Below are 16,295 nucleotides of genomic sequence, written 5' to 3'. Positions count from 1 at the left end.
CCGGCTTACGCCACGAGGCCACTTAAAAACTCTCTTTCAGCCATTGCCCCACCCGGGCTATCCGGCCGCTACCCGTACCAAACGGCGAGAACATTCCGCCTTGCGCCGCATGAATTTCGATGTCCGCCACCTGCGGATAGATCATCAGTCCGCAGGCGGTTGAAAATGCCGGTCCCTTCGCCGCGACCGGAAGACCGGCCACACCCATGGGGCGGCCGATGCGAACGTTGCGGGCGAGAATGCGCCGTGCCGTTTCCGGCAGCCCCGTCAGCTGGCTTGCGCCGCCGGTCAAGACAACGCGCTTGCCGACGATGGGGCTGAAGCCGGACTTCTGGATACGATCACGGATCAATTCCAGCGTCTCTTCGATACGCGCCCGCACGATGCGGGTTACAAGTGCTCTTGAAACTTGCGATGGTTGATCGCGATCGTCTTCGCCAATCGGCGGGATCGAAATCATGTCGCGCTCATCCGCGCCATTCAGCAAAGCCGAACCATGCACCACCTTCAGTCTCTCCGCATCTTCGATTCGTGTCGAGAGGCCACGTGCAAGATCTGTCGTAACGTGATGGCCGCCAAGGCCGATCGCATCGGTGTGAATGAGCCGGCCTTCGGCGAAAACCGAGATCGTCGTGGTGCCGCCGCCCATGTCGATGGCCGCACAGCCGAGTTCGACTTCATCGTCGACCAGCGCCGCAAGACCGCTGGCATAGGGCGTCGCCACCATGCCCTCGACGGAAAGATGCGCGCGATTGACGCAAAGCTCGAGGTTCTTCAGCGCCGTGCGCTCGACCGTCACGACATGCATATCGACACCGAGAAGGTCGCCATACATCGACAACGGATCGCGAATGCCGCGCTCGCCGTCCAGCGAATAACCCGTCGGCAAAGAATGCAGGATCGCCCGGTCCTGACGCATGGACTGCTGGCTTGCCGCCACCAGAACCTTGCGCAGATCGCTTGCTTCCACTTCCTGGCCGCCAAGATCGATGCTCGCGGTATAGATATCGCTCGCCAGTCTTCCTGCCGAAACATTGACGATCAGGCTGTCGACGGTAAGCCCCGCCATGCGCTCGGCCGCATCGACCGAAAGACGGATGACGCCTTCCAGCGCATCGAGATCGGCGATCACGCCGGATTTCACGCCGCGCGAACGCTGATGGCCAATGCCGATGATTTCGACCTTATGCGTACGACCGGGCAGGATTTCGCTTTCCTGGCGCGGCGTCAGCCTGCCGATCATGCACACGACCTTGGTCGAGCCGATGTCCAGCACCGAAACGATGTGGCTGCGCTTGGAAGAAAGCGGCTTCAGGCGAGGCAGGCCGAAATGGGAAGAACCGAAAAAGCTCATGTGTTCTTCTCCGCCTTCTTGAGAGCCTTGGTGCGCGCATCGACAGCGGCCTGACGGCGTTCCGTGGCGCCCTCGGTCAACTGGATCGTGGTGCGGTCCGCAAGCCGGAGATCGACGGCGGCGACATCGCGCGACAGCACCTTTTCCTCGAGATCGAGCCGCGCCAGCAATTGCAGCGCCTGCGGCAGATTTTCTTCCGGCAGCTTGACGACGATGCCGTTATCGAGATGCAGATCCCAGCGGCGGCCGGCAATGCGGACATAAGCGCGGACACGGTTGCGGATTTCCGGCCAGTCGGCCAGCTGCTCGACGAAACCGGCAGCACCCGTTTCCGCGTCGCGGCCGACGAAGAGCGGCAGGGAGGCGAATTTATTGTCCCGCAGCGGCGCAATCACGCTGCCGCTTTTTTCGATCAGTGACAGTTCCGTTCCATGCTGCCAGATGCCGAAGGCCTGACGCTCCTTCAGCCGGACTTCCACGGTCTTGGGGTACACCTTGCGGATATCGACATCTTCCACCCAGGGAAGCTGCACCAGCTTGCGGCGTGCCGCATCGATATCGAGCGCGATCAGCGAGGTGCTGCCATCGAGGCCAAGAAGCTGGAACACTTCGATTTCGGAGGTCTGCAGATTGCCGGAAACCTTCACGTCCTCGACCGCAAAGCCTGCGGCCGATGTCGTGGTCTGGGTAACGATATTGGTGTGCCCGCCGAGCGACATGCCGTAAAGCCCGGTCACCGCGTAAAAGGCGACGGCCGAGATCGTACCGGTATGGGCAGGAATGTGAATGCGTCCGGTCGCAAGGCTGACACCGAAACGCACGAAGCGACGCAGAGGACGCGGCAACACCATGCGGTCGTCGGCGCTGGCCGCCGCCGCGAATTGTTCACGCTTTTTTGCCGTCGACTTTTTGCCGATCACCGCAAACACGAAGCGTCCTCCACCATCCAGCTGACAAGGTTACCAAAGGAGCGGCCAGCATGAGCCGCCATTTCCGGCACCAGGGAGGTCGGCGTCATGCCCGGCTGCGTATTCACTTCAAGCCAGATAACTTCGCCATCTTCTGAGAAACGGTCGTCGTAACGAAAGTCTGAACGGCTTACGCCACGGCATCCGATCGCCCGATGCGCCATAACCGCCAGTGTTTGAATTTTTTGGTAAATTTTCGGTGAAATTTCTGCGGGAATGACATGTTTCGAGCCACCAGCCGCATATTTCGCATCATAATCATAAAAATTGTGACCGAGCGGCACCACTTCGGTGACGCCCAGCGCCTCGCCGTCGAGCACACCGCAGGTCAGTTCGCGGCCGTGAATATAGCGCTCGACCATGACCTGATCGCCGTAGCGCCATTCCGACGAGGTGAGAATCTGCGGCGGATGCGACTGGTCTTCTTTGACGATCACGACACCGAAGCTCGAACCTTCACGCACCGGCTTCACCACATAAGGGGGTGCAAGCGGATGTTCGCTGGTGAAATCGAAGCGGTTCATGACGCGCTCGGCAGCCACCGGGATGCCGGCAGCAGCGGCAACCTTCTTGGCCTGCGCCTTGTCCATGGCGAGTGCGGAAGCGAGCACGCCGGAATGCGTATAGGGAATGGCGAGATATTCGAGGATGCCCTGAATGGTGCCGTCTTCGCCAAAGGGACCGTGCAGCGCATTGAAAGCCACATCCGGGCGCAGCTCGGCAAGGACGGCGGCGACATCGCGCCCCACATCGACCCGGGTGACCTTGTAGCCCTCGTCTTCCAGAGCCTGCGCGCAAGCGTTGCCCGACGACAGGCTGACCGGCCGCTCCGACGAAAATCCACCCAAAAGAACAGCTACGTGCTTGCCGCTCATCGATACCTCTGACACCAACTCTCCGTTACGAACCACGCTCCGAACCGACCGAATTTGACGAACGGTGATTCTGGCACATGACCCTTGAGATCAGTTAAACGCCATTAAGGTTAATGAATCGTTTACTTTCGTTAACCGCCGCGTCCAACGTGCCGAGTTTCGTTAAAGAATCAGCACCGATCCGGATTCCCTCCTTGGAATCAGAGAGTTGCATGGATTGCAACATGCAGGTTTTCAATGATCGGAAATAAAACGGCGCTCGTGCGTCTGCCGCTCCGCGATAAAGGCAAGGCCGAAACGTTAACAGACGGGATTATTCCCCAGGGAAAATTATCTGGCGTTTCAGCGTTTTAAAACCGCGGCCTGAATCAGTCTCTCAATCGCCAAAGCATCCCCGAGAGGCATAACCACACGTGTCACACTGATGGATCACATTATCTGCATTATTTCTTTTTTAGCATTCCATAAGAACAAAAATTGCGTTAACGCAGTCGTCGCCTCCCAAGGCATGACATTGCAATCATCCAAAATGGAACCAATACCATGACCGACGCGATATCTCCGGTATCGCCGACCGCTGACACTTCGAACGTTGTAAAGACAAATTCGCCTGCACGAGTTCTCACTGCCAGCCTGGTCGGCACGACCATCGAGTTTTTCGATTTCTACGTTTACGCCACGGCCGCAGTGCTCGTGTTCCCCACTTTGTTCTTCCCGAACAATGACCCGATGACGGCGCTTCTGGCGTCCTTCGCCACCTTCTCCATCGCCTTTTTCGCCCGCCCGCTGGGCGCTGTGGTCTTCGGCCACTATGGCGACCGCGTCGGCCGCAAGACCACCCTTGTCGCCGCCCTGCTCACGATGGGCGTCTCGACGGTCGTGATCGGCCTCCTGCCCTCCTATGAGACCGCCGGCGTTCTGGCCCCGCTGCTGCTCGCGCTTTGCCGCTTCGGTCAGGGTTTCGGCCTCGGCGGAGAATGGGGCGGCGCCGTCCTGCTCGCCACGGAAAACGCACCTCCGGGCAAGCGCAGCTGGTACGGCATGTTCCCGCAGCTCGGTGCACCCGTTGGCCTGTTCCTTTCGTCTGGCGTGTTCTGGATCCTGCTGCACTTCATGTCTCAGGAAGCGCTTTTGAGCTGGGGCTGGCGCATTCCCTTCGTCGCTTCGATCATCCTGATCGCGGTCGGCATGTGGGTTCGCCTGTCGATCACCGAAACGCCCGACTTCCAGAAGGCAATCGAAAAGGAAGAACGTGTGGCCGTGCCGGTCGCGGAACTGTTCCGCAACCACAAGCGCAGCCTCGTGCTCGGCACCTTCGTGGCGCTGGCCACCTTCGTGCTCTTCTACATCGGCACCGCCTATCTTCTGTCCTACAACGTCAAGGTCCTGAAAATCCCGTTCCTCGACGCTCTGGAAGTGCAGATCCTCGGCTCCATCGTTTTCGGCATCTTCATTCCGATCGCCGGCAAGCTTGCCGAAAAATTCGGTCGCCGTGAAATCCTGATCCTGACGACGGTGCTGATCGGCCTGTTCTCCTTCCTGCTGCCCGGCCTGATGTCCGGTAGCGAAGGCTCGATCTTCGTCTTCGCGGCTCTTGCCATGATGCTGATGGGCATGACCTACGGCCTGATCGGAACGGCACTCGCCGCCCCCTTCCCGACCCGCGTGCGCTACACCGGTTCGTCCATCACCTTCAACATGGCCGGCATCTTCGGCGCATCGCTCGCGCCTTACATCGCCACATGGCTGCAGGTGAATTACGGCATGGGTTATGTCGGTTATTATCTCTGCGTATCGGCGCTCATCACGCTCGCCTGCATCCTTCTGTCCCGCAAGGACGAAGTCTGAGCCACGCAGGGTTCCAAATACAAGAAGGCCCGCGGAACTTGAGGTTTCGCGGGCCTTTTCATATCTGCGCCCGACAGCGCAACAGCGCATCTCTTCCCGGCCTTGTTGGAAATACGCTAGGCGACGGATTGGCGGATGTCGCGCTGGCCTGACACGCAGATGCGGTTACGCCCCGTTCCCTTTGCCTGATAGAGCGCCAGATCGGCATTGTGCAGGACTTTTTCGAAGACTTCGGCATCCTTCCGGACAGCAACGCCAATCGATATGGTGACACCGATCCGCATCTCCTGATAATCGACCGGCACGGCCTCGATACTCGCACGCAGCCTTTCGCAAACGTCCAGGAACGATTGCAGCCCGGTTTCCTGTACGACAACGAACTCCTCGCCACCCATTCTGGCAACGCTGGCGGAGGCAGCGAAGGCAGCGCGTATCCGCTGTGCGACACTGGAAATCACCGCATCGCCTGCCAGATGGCTGAACCTGTCGTTCACGGACTTGAAATGATCGATATCGAGGAAGGCGACGCAATAATGCGGGCCGAGATCGATACATCCGGCATAAAGCCCAAGGCGATTGCTGAGGCCCGTCAAGGCGTCCGTATGGCTCAGATACAGAAATCGCTCATGCGATTGCGCCAGAAGCTTCACTTCCCTGGCATTCAGCCAGCAAACCAGCAGCGTTATCGTAAACGAGATAGCGGCGGACAGGGTGATGCCAAGGATAAGCCCGTTGACGAGATCCGTTACCAGCCCGAACTCCGCCAGCAGAAGCAGACCGAAAAAACAGATAAGAACAGCTATGACCGTGACGACACAGGCGACCCGGATTGCAAATTCCAGCGGTTCAAGCCGCCGGCGGCGCTCCGACGTCGCAATCGAAAAACTCATCATCTCGATCAGTTTTTTCCAGAGACCCAATACCATCCCCAGCAGCGCCCAATCATCTAACGTCGTCGAAAACTCTAATATAAATCGTCTAAAATATGGGAGAGGGCCGACACCCTCTCCACTTTCATCTTGCTATAGACCATAACCATTGATCGACCGTTACGATAAGCGCCAACGGCCGCATCAACGCAAGGTTTTGTCGCCAACTATACCGGACAACACCGGATTTCAGCTTCCGAGGAAAGGCTCCACCTCACGGCCCGGCATGAAAAGGCCAAGCCGCTTGATTTCCCATTCCAGCCGGATGCCCGACTTTTCGAACACGCGCTTACGGATGGTCTCGCCCAGATATTCCAGATCGTAACCGGTCGCATGGCCGGTATTGATCATGAAATTGCAATGCAGCGACGACATCTGCGCGCCGCCGATGACCAGACCGCGACCGCCCGCCTCATCGATCAGCTCCCAGGCGGAATGACCTTCGGGATTCTTGAAGGTGGAACCGCCCGTCTGCTCGCGGATCGGCTGCACGGTTTCGCGGTGGTGGCGCACGGCATCCATATCGGCACGGATTTTCGCCTTGTCTTCGGGATAACCCTCAAACAGCGCGCCCGTGAAGATCAGGCCCGCATCGGCGCCGGAATGGCGATAGCTGTAGCCCATATCGGCGTTCGAAAGCACATGCTGGTTGCCCTGACGGTCGACCGCATAGACCTCCACGACACGCTCGCGCGTCTCGCCGCCATTGGCGCCCGCATTCATACGTAGCGCACCGCCGATGGAGCCGGGAATGCCGTAATAGAAATGGAAACCGCCGATGCCATTATCCATGGCCATCGCAGCAATATGCTTGTCCGGGCAGATCGCGCCCGCCTTGATGCGGTTTTCACCGGCAAGCTCCACCTGGCCGAAGCCCTTGGCCGACAGACGGACGACAACGCCCGGAATGCCGCCATCGCGCACCAGAAGGTTCGAGCCGACGCCAACCACGGTCAACGGCACGTCTTCCGGCAGAATTTTCAGGAAGGCAATCAGATCGTCGGTATCGTGCGGCTGGAACATGACTTCCGCGAGACCGCCGGCTCTGAACCACGTCACGCGGTCCATGGGCGCATCCGGTGTCAGACGTCCCCGCAATTCATTTACCCCGTCGCCGAGCCTCCCCAGCAATTTAACCCCATCGACCTGTCTCATTCAGACTTTCCTGATATGCTCTTCAATTCCGAAGGCAGTACTGCTGCCCATTGCGTGATATTTCCAGCCCCCAAGAGAACCACGAAATCACCCGGATTCGCAATGCCTGCAACCACTGAGGCGAGATCTTCACGTTTCTCGAGAAAACGGGCGTCACGGTGGCCGGCGGCCTTGATGGCCGAAACCAGCGCTTCCGAGCTCGCGCCTTCGATCGGATCTTCGCCCGCGGCATAGACCGGAGCAAGGATAATCGTGTCGGCATCGTTAAAACAATGCGCGAAATCGTCGAACAGGCTGGAAAGGCGGCTATAGCGGTGCGGCTGGTGTACGGCGATGATGCGGCCCTTGCAGGCCTCCCGCGCCGCCTTCAGCACGGCCTTGATCTCCACTGGATGGTGACCGTAATCATCAAAGACCTGTACGCCGTTGGCTTCGCCCGTCAGCGTGAAGCGCCGCTTGACGCCGCCGAAGGAGGCAAGGCCCTTCTTGATGTCGGCTTCAGAAATGCCGAGACGATTGGCAACCGCAATCGCCGCCGTCGCATTCGACACATTATGGCGGCCGGGCATCGGCAGGACGAGGTCCTTGAAGGAAAATATCTTGCCGGTACGGCGACGGCGGATTTCCACGTCGAATACCGAGCGCGTGCCGTCGATGCGCACATTCGAAAACCGCACATCGGCCTGCGGGTTCTCGCCATAGGTGATGACCTTGCGATCCTCGATGCGGCCGACCAGCGCCTGCACTTCCGGGTGGTCGAGGCACATGACGCCGAAACCGTAGAAAGGCACGTTCTCGACGAACTGACGGAAGGCAGCACGCACGGCATCGAAATTGCCGTAATGGTCGAGATGTTCCGGATCGATATTGGTGATGACGGCCACATCGGCCGGCAGCTTAAGGAAGGTGCCGTCGGATTCATCGGCCTCCACCACCATCCATTCGCCCGCGCCCATGCGGGCATTGGTGCCGTAAGCATTGATGATGCCGCCATTGATGACGGTCGGGTCGAGATTGCCGGCTTCCAGCAAGGTCGCGACCATGGAGGTGGTCGTGGTCTTGCCATGGGTGCCGCCGATTGCGATGGCGTTACGGAAACGCATCAACTCGGCCAGCATTTCGGCCCGGCGAACGATCGGCAGGTGCTTTTCACGCGCCGCGATGAGTTCCGGATTGTTCTTCTTGATGGCGGTGGAAACGACCACGACCTCGGCATCGCCGATATTATCCGCCGTATGACCGACGAAAACCTCGATGCCCTTGTCGCGCAGGCGCTGCACATTGGCGCTGTCGGCCTGATCCGACCCCTGAACGCGATGGCCGAGATTGTGAAGCACTTCGGCAATGCCGCTCATGCCGATCCCGCCTATGCCGATGAAATGCACAAGGCCTATGGCTTTCGGCATCTTCATGCCCCAACTCCTTCATTCTTCTTCTTGAATTCCTGCACGGACCGGCCGGAAGCAATCGCCTCCACCAGATCGGCCAGCACATCCGCCGCATGCGGTTTGCCCGTCGCCTTTGCCGCCGCCGCCGTTGCCGAAAGACGATCCGGCTCCGAAAGCGCTGAGGACAGCAGGCCGGAGAGCTTCTGCGGCGACAGTTCAGCCTGCTTGATGACGCTTGCCCCGCCCGCCGCCGAAAGCGCTGCCGCATTGGCGGCCTGATCGTGATCGAGCGCATGCGGATAGGGAACGAGGATCGACGGGCGGCCGATCACCGAAAGCTCCGATACCGTCGAGGCGCCCGAGCGGCTGATAACCAGATCGGCCTCGCCGATACGCGACGCCATATCGCCGAAGAAGGGCGAAACATCCGCTTTCACGCCGAGCTTCTGATAGGAGGCGATCACGCTGTCCTTGTCTTCCGGCCGCGCCTGCTGGGTGACGACGATGCGCTTGCGCTGCTCATCCTTCAGCAGGCAGATCGCCGCAGGCACCGCGCTCGAGAAGAACTGCGCACCCTGGCTGCCGCCGAAAACGACAAGCTGGAATGTCTCACCCGTCTGCGAGGGCGTATAGGGTATCTCCGACGCCGCCAGCACCGCCGGGCGTACGGGATTTCCGGTCGCCACCGTCTTGTCGGAATATTGACCGTTGGCGGGCGGCAGGAAACCGCCGGCAATCGCTTTCACCCGGCCTGCCAGCGCCTTGTTGGCGCGGCCCATCACCGCATTCTGCTCGTGAATGATGGAGGGAACGCCAAGTCCGGTCGATGCCAGAAGCGGCGGCACGGTGGGATAACCGCCGAAACCGACAACTGCGACAGGCTTCAGTTTTGCCACCAGCCGGCGCGCGGCGCGCAGACCAACCCACAGCTTCCAGAGCGAACGCGCCACGGAAATCGGGTTTTTTGAGCCGATGGTGGCGGACGGCACAACATGGATTTCATCCGCCGGGAACTTGCCCGCATACCGCTCGGCGCGGCTGTCGGTGACAAGGTGCACCTGATAACCGCGCGCTTTCAGCGTGTGCGCGAGCGCCTCGGCTGGAAAGACATGGCCGCCGGTTCCCCCGGCGGCAAGAAGAACAATACCCTTGCTCATGATCGTTTACTCCGCGGGAACGCCGGAACCGACGCGGAAGAAACTCCGCTCCTGCGCCCGCTTTTCGGGTCTGTGGCGTGTCAGCGCCAGAAGGAAGCCGGCGGTCACGCAGATCGCCATCATCGACGAACCGCCATAGGAAATCAGCGGCAGCGTCATGCCCTTGGCGGGCATCAGTTCCAGATTGACGCCGATATTGATCATAGACTGCATGCCGATCTGCAGCACGAGGCCGGCCACGGCGAAGCGGCAGAAATCGTCCTTTTCCTTGAAGGCGTGCGACAGGCCGCGCAGCACGATGAAGGCGAAGATCGCCACCAGGAACATACAGAAAACGATGCCGAATTCTTCCGCAGCCACCGAGAAGATGAAGTCGGTATGGCTGTCGGGAATGATGCGCTTGACGATGCCCTCGCCCGGTCCGCGTCCGAACCAGTCACCGCGAATGATAGCCTCACGCGCCGTGTCCACCTGGAACGTATCGCCTTCGCCCGTCCAGAAACGGTCGATACGACCGGCCACGTGCGGCAGCATCAGATAAGCGGAGATGATGCCTCCGACGCCGACGCCGCCGAGCATGATGATCCAGAACCACGGCACGCCGGCCATGAAGAACATGCCGCCCCAGACCACCGACGTCAGGATCGTCTGGCCGAAGTCCGGCTGGGCGATCAGGAGCGCCGCCACGATGCCGAAGGTGATGATGGCGAAGAGATTGCCGGGAATTTCAGGATGGCGCGCCCGTTCGGCAAACAGCCAGGCGCAGACGATGACGAAGGCCGGCTTCATGAATTCCGACGGCTGGATCGAGAAGGTGCCGATGGAAATCCAGCGCCGTGCACCCTTGACCTCGATGCCGAAGAATAGCGCGAAGATCATCATCAGCAGCGAAGCGATGAGCATGATGACCGCGACGCGGCGCACCTGACGCGGCGACAGGAAGGACAGGCCGACCATGATCGCCAGCGAGGGCACCATGAACATCGCCTGACGCTCGACGAAGAAGAAACTGTTGAGGCCGATGCGCTCGGCAACCGCAGGCGAGGCCGCAAAGGACAGCATCAGACCGATGCCCATCAGCGCGATGAACGCCGCCAGAAAGAAACGGTCGATGGTCCAGAACCATTCCGCGACCGGACCGCGATCAACTCGGCTTACCATGGCCTTCAGCCCCCTTTTCCAGAGTCAACCAGCATCGTCATGCCATCGAGCGCCGCGACCTGCGCGACGAACGAATCACCTCTGATCTCAAAGTTCTTATATTGATCGAAGCTTGCGCAAGCCGGGGATAACATCACGATATTGCCGGCCGTCGCATCTTTTTCCGCATCCGCCGCCGCATGTTGCACGGCCTTGTCCAGCGTGCCGGATATTTCGTAAGGCACGGCTTCGCCCAGTGTCGCCGCAAATTCCGCTGCCGCCTCGCCGATCAGATAGGCCTTGGCGATGCGCGGAAACAGCGGCGAAAGGCTGGTGATGCCGCCTGCCTTGGGCAGACCGCCGGCGATCCAGTAGATACGGTCGAAACTTGAAAGCGCGGGTGCCGCAGCATCGGCATTGGTGGCCTTGCTGTCGTTGACGAAGGTGACATTGCCACGTCGGCCGACCGGCTGCATACGGTGCTTGAGGCCGGGAAAAGACTTCAGGCCTGCGCGAACTTCCTCTTCGGAAACGCCGACGGCAAGGCAGGCGGCGATTGCCGCCGCAGCATTCTGCGCATTGTGGCTGCCGCGCAGGGTCTGGATACCGTCGAGATCGGTGAGCAGCGAAGAAGTGCCGCCATGCGCCCGGAAAATGCGGCTGCCTTCGGCATAGAGACCTTCGGAAACGACATTGCGCTTGGAAATGCGCTCCACCTTGACACCGGCGCGTTCGATACGGTCGGCGATCAGCGTAGAATGGCTGTCATCGACGCCGACGATAGCCGTGCCGCTGCCTGCCACGAGCCGCTCCTTGACATCGGCATAATGCTGCATCGTCCCATGCCGGTCGAGATGGTCAGGCGTCAGATTGAGCAGAATACCGGCGGTCGGATTGATCGTCGGTGCGAGATCGATCTGGTAGGACGAGCATTCGACAACGTAGAAACGCTGCGCCTTCGGCGGATCGAGGCTCAGCACCGCCGTTCCGATATTGCCGCCGAGCTGCGTATCGCGGCCCGAAGCCTTGAGAATATGCGCGATCAGCGCCGTCGTCGTGGACTTGCCGTTGGTGCCGGTAATCGCGATGAAAGGGCAATCCGGCGCGTGCGCACGGCGCTCACGGATGAAAAGCTCGATATCGCCGATGATCTCGACACCCGCTGCCTTCGCAAGATCCACCGACCAGTGCGGTTTCGGATGCGTCAACGGCACGCCGGGCGCGAGCACGAAGGAAGAGAAGCTCGGCCAGTCAATCGTCCGAAGATCCGCCGTCTTGATGCCTTCGGCCTCGGCCTTCGCGACACTGTCGGGATTGTCGTCGAAAGCAACGACATCCGCCCCACCCGCGACCAGCGCGCGGGCCGTGACGAGACCCGAACCGCCAAGCCCGAAAAGCGCGACCTTCTTACCTTTGAACGACGTGACCGGGATCATCGCTCACCTCAGCTTCAGGGTGGCGAGGCCAAGCAGCGCGAGGCCAACGGAGATGATCCAGAAACGGATCACCACCTGGCTTTCCGTCCAGCCCTTTTTCTCGAAATGGTGATGGATCGGCGCCATCAGGAAGACGCGCCTGCCGGTGCGCTTGAACCAGAAGACCTGGATGATGACCGACAGGGTTTCCATGACGAAGAGACCGCCGACGATGACCATGACGATCTCGTGCTTGGTGGCAACCGCTATGGAGCCGATGAGGCCGCCAAGCGCCAGCGAACCCGTATCGCCCATGAAGATGGCGGCGGGCGGCGCGTTGAACCAGAGGAAGCCGAGGCCCGCGCCGATGACCGCGCCGACAATGACGGCGAGTTCACCCGTGCCGGGCACGAAGTTGATCTGCAGGTAATTGGCGAAAACCGCGTTGCCGGCGAGATAGGCGATCACGCCGAAGGTGGCGGCCGCGATCATGACCGGCACGATGGCGAGACCATCGAGGCCATCCGTCAGGTTCACGGCATTGCCCGCACCGACGATGACAAAAGCACCGAACAGCACGAAGAAGTAGCCGAGATTGATCACGAATTCCTTGAAGAAGGGAAAGGCGATGGAGCTGCCGAGCGTGCCGCCATGCGGGGCGGAAGCGAGCGCCATCTTCATCATGAAGAACACGGCAATCGCCGCAATCAGGAATTCGATGCCGAGACGGGCCTTGCCGGAAAAGCCCTTGTCGCTCTGCTTCGTCACTTTCAGATAATCGTCGTAGAAGCCGATGGCTCCGAAACCGAGCGTCACCATCAAAACGGCGACGACATAGACGTTCGACAGATCGCCCCACAGCAGCGAACCGCCGAGAATGCCGGCAAGGATCATCAGCCCGCCCATGGTCGGCGTGCCGGCCTTCTTGAAATGCGTCTGCGGCCCATCGGCGCGGATGGGCTGGCCCTTGCCCTGGCGCACGCGCAGCGAATTGATGATCGCCGGTCCGAACAGGAAGACGATCAACGCAGAGGTGAACATCGCAGCACCCGCCCGGAAGGTGATGTACCGGAACAGGTTGAAGATTTGAATTTTATCCGACAGTTCGACGAGCCAGATCAGCATAATTGCCCTTTCAAAAGGCTATTTCAGACTTGGCGTTCCGTCTCGGGGAATGCCGGATACTTGTCAAGCAGGGCGGCGACAATCTTGCCGAAACCGAGGCCAAGTGACGATTTTACCATCAGCGCGTCTCCCGGTTGCACCCATTGCAGGGCGAAATCGGTCAGTTCCGCCGTCGTCGGGAACCAGATGACGGTGACACTGTCCGGCAACGCGTCGCGCAGCGCCGCCATCGCCTCACCCGCCAGCCAGACATGTTCGATACCGGCCGCAAGCAGCGGCCCGGCCAACTCTTCATGCAATTGCGCGGAAAACTCGCCCATCTCCAGCATGTCGCCGAGAACGGCGACGCGCCGACCGTGACCCTGCGTTTCCGTTTCCGCCAGCACGGCAATCGCCGCGCGCATGGAAGCAGGATTGGCATTGTAGCTTTCATCGATCAGCAGGAAGGTGCCGCCGTTGATTGCCAGCTGATGGCGCCGGCCGCGCCCCTTTACCGCCTCGAGCGTTCCCAGCGCCTCGAAGGCGCGGTCGAGATTGGCGCCGGTGACGGCAACGGCGCCCAGCACGGCCATGGCGTTATCGGCAATGTGCCGGCCGGGAATATTGATGTGCAATTCGCTGGTTTCGCCGTTCAGGATCGCCCAGATCGTCGAGCCCGTCGTCGTGCTCTCGAAATCCGCGAGGCGGAAATCCGCCTTGGCGTGCTGCCCGAAGGTGAGGATATGCTCGATACCCTGTTCCTGCGCCGCTTCTTCAAGCTGTTCGAACTGGGCGTTATCGCGGTTGAGAATGACGGAACCGCCCTCCTCCAGACCCTCGAAAATCTCCGCCTTGGCGGCGGCGATCTCTTCGATGTTCTTGAAATTGCCGAGATGGGCCGGCGCGATGGTCGTGATGATCGCCACATGCGGGCGCACCAGCTTCACCAGCGGCCGGATTTCGCCGGAATGGTTCATGCCGATTTCGAACACACCGAATTCCGTGTCCGCCGGCATGCGCGCCAGCGTCAGCGGCACGCCCCAATGGTTGTTGAAGGAGGCCACCGCCGCATGCACCCGGCCTGAAGGGGCGAGCGCCTGCCGCAGCATTTCCTTGGTCGTGGTCTTGCCGACCGAACCGGTCACCGCAATGATGCGCGCCGACGTTCTTTCACGCGCCGCGATGGCGAGCTTGCCGAGTGCGGCAAGCACGTCTTCCACCACGATCATCGGCACGGTCAGGCGGCCGAGCGCCGGCAGCTTGGCCTCGGCAACGACCAGAAGTCCCGCCCCGTTCGCAACGGCGAAGCTGGTGTAATCATGACCGTCCACCCGGTCGCCCTTGATGGCGAAGAAGGCTTCGCCCGGCTTGACCGTTCGGCTGTCGATGGAAATGCCGGTGATTCCGGTCGGCAGGTTGCCCACGGGGCGTCCTGCCGTGATGGCGATCATGTCGGCGACTGTCCATAACCAGCTCAAATCTTCGATCCTTCCAGCCCTGCCAGTGCAGCGCGTACCTGTTCATGATCGGAAAACGGCAGCGTTACCGAACCGACGATCTGCCCCTCTTCATGCCCCTTGCCTGCGACGATCAGCGTATCACCATGCGAAAGCAGCGACACCGCATGGCGGATAGCGTCCGCCCTGTCGCCGATTTCCAATGCGCCGGGTGCCGCCGCCATGACTTCGGAACGGATCGTTGCAGCATCTTCCGAACGCGGATTGTCGTCGGTGACGATGACGATGTCGGAAAGCCGCGTCGCAACCTCGCCCATGATCGGGCGCTTGCCCTTGTCGCGGTCGCCACCGCAGCCGAAGACGGTGATGATGCGGCCCGAGGTGAAGGGCCGGACCGAGGTGAGCACATTTTCCAGCGCATCCGGCTTGTGGGCATAATCCACATAGGCAAGCGCACCGTTCTTCGTCTGGCCTACCAGTTCCAGACGGCCGGCGGCGCCGATCAGCTTTTCGAGCGCCTTCAGCGCGGTTATCGCGGGAACGCCGGTGGACATGGCAAGACCGGCTGCGACGAGAGCGTTCGCAACCTGAAAATCACCCGCCAATGGGATGTCGACTTCATAAATCTCACCGGCATGATGCACTTCGATCATCTGCTTGTGACGGAAGTGCTCGACACGCTTCAGGGCCAGATATTCGCCCTTGCGACCGACCGTGCGCACATCGAGACCGGCTTCGCGCGCCGCGCGGATCGCCTGTTGCGACCATGGATCGTCGGCGAAGATCACGGCGGGAGCGCCCTTTTCCATCAGCGTATCGAAGAGCCGCATCTTCGCGGCCATATAGTCCTCGACGGTGGGGTGATAATCCATGTGGTCGCGGCCGAGATTGGTGAAACCGGCGGCTGCCAGCCTCACTCCATCGAGACGGCGCTGGTCGAGACCATGGCTGGACGCCTCCATCGCCGCATGCGTCACGCCTTCGGCGGCAAGTTCGGCCAGAAGCGCATGCAGCGTCACCGGATCGGGCGTGGTGAGCGCGCCGTAATCCTCGCGGCCGGGTGCAATCACACCTGTCGTGCCGATCTGCGCTGCGGCATGGCCGGCGAAAGCCCAGATCTGCCGCACGAAGGATGCAACGGACGTCTTTCCCGCAGTGCCGGTGACGGCGACCATGGTTTCCGGCTGTTTTCCGTAAAAACGGGAAGCGGCAAGGGAGAGATAAAGGCGTGGATCGGTGACCGAAAGCACCGGCACATCGGCATCCAGCGCGTGTCCGGAAACGACAGCGACCGCGCCCTTGGCAACCGCGTCCTTCACATAGGCGGCGCCATCCGCCCTGGTGCCCGCAACCGCCACGAACAGGCTGCCGGGCGCAGCCTTGCGGCTGTCTGCGGTGATCCCCCCGATTTCGATCGCCCCGATCTCAGACAGGAGCAATTCTTTCAATTCCGGAAACGCATTTCCGGATATATCTCGCAAATTCATCGACTGTGTCCGTCTTGT

13 protein-coding genes are annotated in these 16,295 nt (G+C 60.6%); 1 reads left to right on the top strand and 12 read right to left on the bottom strand.

Annotation, left to right across the window (positions count from 1 at the left end; all coding sequences use genetic code 11):
- Window positions 1-22 precede the first annotated feature (22 nt).
- From ftsA to ACQZ5N_RS09475, 3 genes are read right to left on the bottom strand one after another with little or no spacing between them, the layout of a single operon-like run.
- Complete coding sequence (ftsA, locus tag ACQZ5N_RS09485) at window positions 23-1,354, bottom strand: cell division protein FtsA (protein ID WP_003513208.1); 1,332 nt, start codon at window positions 1,352-1,354, stop codon at window positions 23-25.
- Complete coding sequence (locus tag ACQZ5N_RS09480; protein ID WP_035263162.1) at window positions 1,351-2,283, bottom strand: cell division protein FtsQ/DivIB; 933 nt, start codon at window positions 2,281-2,283, stop codon at window positions 1,351-1,353. The genes ftsA and ACQZ5N_RS09480 overlap by 4 nt, the downstream gene beginning before the upstream one ends.
- A complete protein-coding gene (locus ACQZ5N_RS09475) occupies window positions 2,271-3,197 on the bottom strand; it encodes a D-alanine--D-alanine ligase (RefSeq protein ID WP_003522204.1) in 927 nt (308 codons plus the stop codon). Before ACQZ5N_RS09475 ends, ACQZ5N_RS09480 begins: the two co-directional genes overlap by 13 nt.
- 543 nt (window positions 3,198-3,740) lie before the next feature.
- On the opposite strand from ACQZ5N_RS09475, the gene ACQZ5N_RS09470 reads away from it, so the two are divergent.
- Complete coding sequence (locus tag ACQZ5N_RS09470; RefSeq protein ID WP_448732762.1) at window positions 3,741-5,045, top strand: MFS transporter; 1,305 nt, start codon at window positions 3,741-3,743, stop codon at window positions 5,043-5,045.
- 116 nt (window positions 5,046-5,161) lie between these two features.
- On the opposite strand, the gene ACQZ5N_RS09465 is transcribed toward ACQZ5N_RS09470, so the two are convergent.
- From ACQZ5N_RS09465 to ACQZ5N_RS09425, 9 genes are all read right to left on the bottom strand, one after another.
- Window positions 5,162-5,971 (bottom strand): GGDEF domain-containing protein, encoded by an 810-nt coding sequence (locus ACQZ5N_RS09465; protein WP_031233977.1) that lies wholly within the window; start codon window positions 5,969-5,971, stop codon window positions 5,162-5,164.
- 192 nt (window positions 5,972-6,163) lie between these two features.
- Window positions 6,164-7,129 (bottom strand): UDP-N-acetylmuramate dehydrogenase, encoded by a 966-nt coding sequence (gene murB, locus ACQZ5N_RS09460; RefSeq protein WP_020810676.1) that lies wholly within the window; start codon window positions 7,127-7,129, stop codon window positions 6,164-6,166.
- Window positions 7,126-8,541, bottom strand: coding sequence for a UDP-N-acetylmuramate--L-alanine ligase (murC, locus tag ACQZ5N_RS09455; protein ID WP_448732761.1), 1,416 nt, complete (start codon window positions 8,539-8,541; stop codon window positions 7,126-7,128). Before murC ends, murB begins: the two co-directional genes overlap by 4 nt.
- Window positions 8,538-9,674 (bottom strand): undecaprenyldiphospho-muramoylpentapeptide beta-N-acetylglucosaminyltransferase, encoded by a 1,137-nt coding sequence (gene murG / locus ACQZ5N_RS09450; RefSeq protein ID WP_003522199.1) that lies wholly within the window; start codon window positions 9,672-9,674, stop codon window positions 8,538-8,540. Before murG ends, murC begins: the two co-directional genes overlap by 4 nt.
- Before the next feature lie 6 nt (window positions 9,675-9,680).
- Window positions 9,681-10,835: a putative lipid II flippase FtsW gene (gene ftsW / locus ACQZ5N_RS09445; RefSeq protein ID WP_003522198.1), complete on the bottom strand. Its 1,155-nt coding sequence runs from the start codon at window positions 10,833-10,835 to the stop codon at window positions 9,681-9,683.
- A gap of 5 nt (window positions 10,836-10,840) precedes the next feature.
- Window positions 10,841-12,250: a UDP-N-acetylmuramoyl-L-alanine--D-glutamate ligase gene (murD, locus tag ACQZ5N_RS09440; RefSeq protein WP_448732760.1), complete on the bottom strand. Its 1,410-nt coding sequence runs from the start codon at window positions 12,248-12,250 to the stop codon at window positions 10,841-10,843.
- A gap of 3 nt (window positions 12,251-12,253) precedes the next feature.
- On the bottom strand, window positions 12,254-13,354 hold the full coding sequence (mraY, locus tag ACQZ5N_RS09435; RefSeq protein WP_003522196.1) for a phospho-N-acetylmuramoyl-pentapeptide-transferase: 1,101 nt from the start codon (window positions 13,352-13,354) through the stop codon (window positions 12,254-12,256).
- A 23-nt stretch (window positions 13,355-13,377) separates the two neighbouring features.
- Entirely contained in the window at window positions 13,378-14,811 is a 1,434-nt protein-coding gene (locus ACQZ5N_RS09430) for a UDP-N-acetylmuramoylalanyl-D-glutamyl-2,6-diaminopimelate--D-alanyl-D-alanine ligase (protein ID WP_448732759.1), read from the bottom strand.
- Window positions 14,808-16,277, bottom strand: a complete 1,470-nt coding sequence (locus tag ACQZ5N_RS09425) for a UDP-N-acetylmuramoyl-L-alanyl-D-glutamate--2,6-diaminopimelate ligase (RefSeq protein WP_448732758.1) — start codon at window positions 16,275-16,277, stop codon at window positions 14,808-14,810. The genes ACQZ5N_RS09430 and ACQZ5N_RS09425 overlap by 4 nt, the downstream gene beginning before the upstream one ends.
- Window positions 16,278-16,295: the final 18 nt, after the last annotated feature.

The organism is Agrobacterium sp. 22-221-1 (assembly GCF_053522445.1).
The sequence above is the reverse complement of the archived record's forward strand: the minus strand, read 5'-3'. Positions and strand labels throughout refer to the sequence as shown.

Excerpts from the sequence above, each read along its gene's own strand:
- murC (WP_448732761.1), bottom strand. The coding sequence starts at position 8,541 with ATGAAGATGCCGAAAGCCATAGGCCTTGTGCATTTCATCGGCATAGGC.
- murG (WP_003522199.1), bottom strand. The coding sequence starts at position 9,674 with ATGAGCAAGGGTATTGTTCTTCTTGCCGCCGGGGGAACCGGCGGCCAT.
- murB (WP_020810676.1), bottom strand. The coding sequence starts at position 7,129 with ATGAGACAGGTCGATGGGGTTAAATTGCTGGGGAGGCTCGGCGACGGG.
- ftsA (WP_003513208.1), bottom strand. The coding sequence starts at position 1,354 with ATGAGCTTTTTCGGTTCTTCCCATTTCGGCCTGCCTCGCCTGAAGCCG.
- ftsW (WP_003522198.1), bottom strand. The coding sequence starts at position 10,835 with ATGGTAAGCCGAGTTGATCGCGGTCCGGTCGCGGAATGGTTCTGGACC.
- murD (WP_448732760.1), bottom strand. The coding sequence starts at position 12,250 with ATGATCCCGGTCACGTCGTTCAAAGGTAAGAAGGTCGCGCTTTTCGGG.
- ACQZ5N_RS09475 (WP_003522204.1), bottom strand. The coding sequence starts at position 3,197 with ATGAGCGGCAAGCACGTAGCTGTTCTTTTGGGTGGATTTTCGTCGGAG.
- ACQZ5N_RS09470 (WP_448732762.1), top strand. The coding sequence starts at position 3,741 with ATGACCGACGCGATATCTCCGGTATCGCCGACCGCTGACACTTCGAAC.
- ACQZ5N_RS09425 (WP_448732758.1), bottom strand. The coding sequence starts at position 16,277 with ATGAATTTGCGAGATATATCCGGAAATGCGTTTCCGGAATTGAAAGAA.
- mraY (WP_003522196.1), bottom strand. The coding sequence starts at position 13,354 with ATGCTGATCTGGCTCGTCGAACTGTCGGATAAAATTCAAATCTTCAAC.
- ACQZ5N_RS09465 (WP_031233977.1), bottom strand. The coding sequence starts at position 5,971 with ATGGTATTGGGTCTCTGGAAAAAACTGATCGAGATGATGAGTTTTTCG.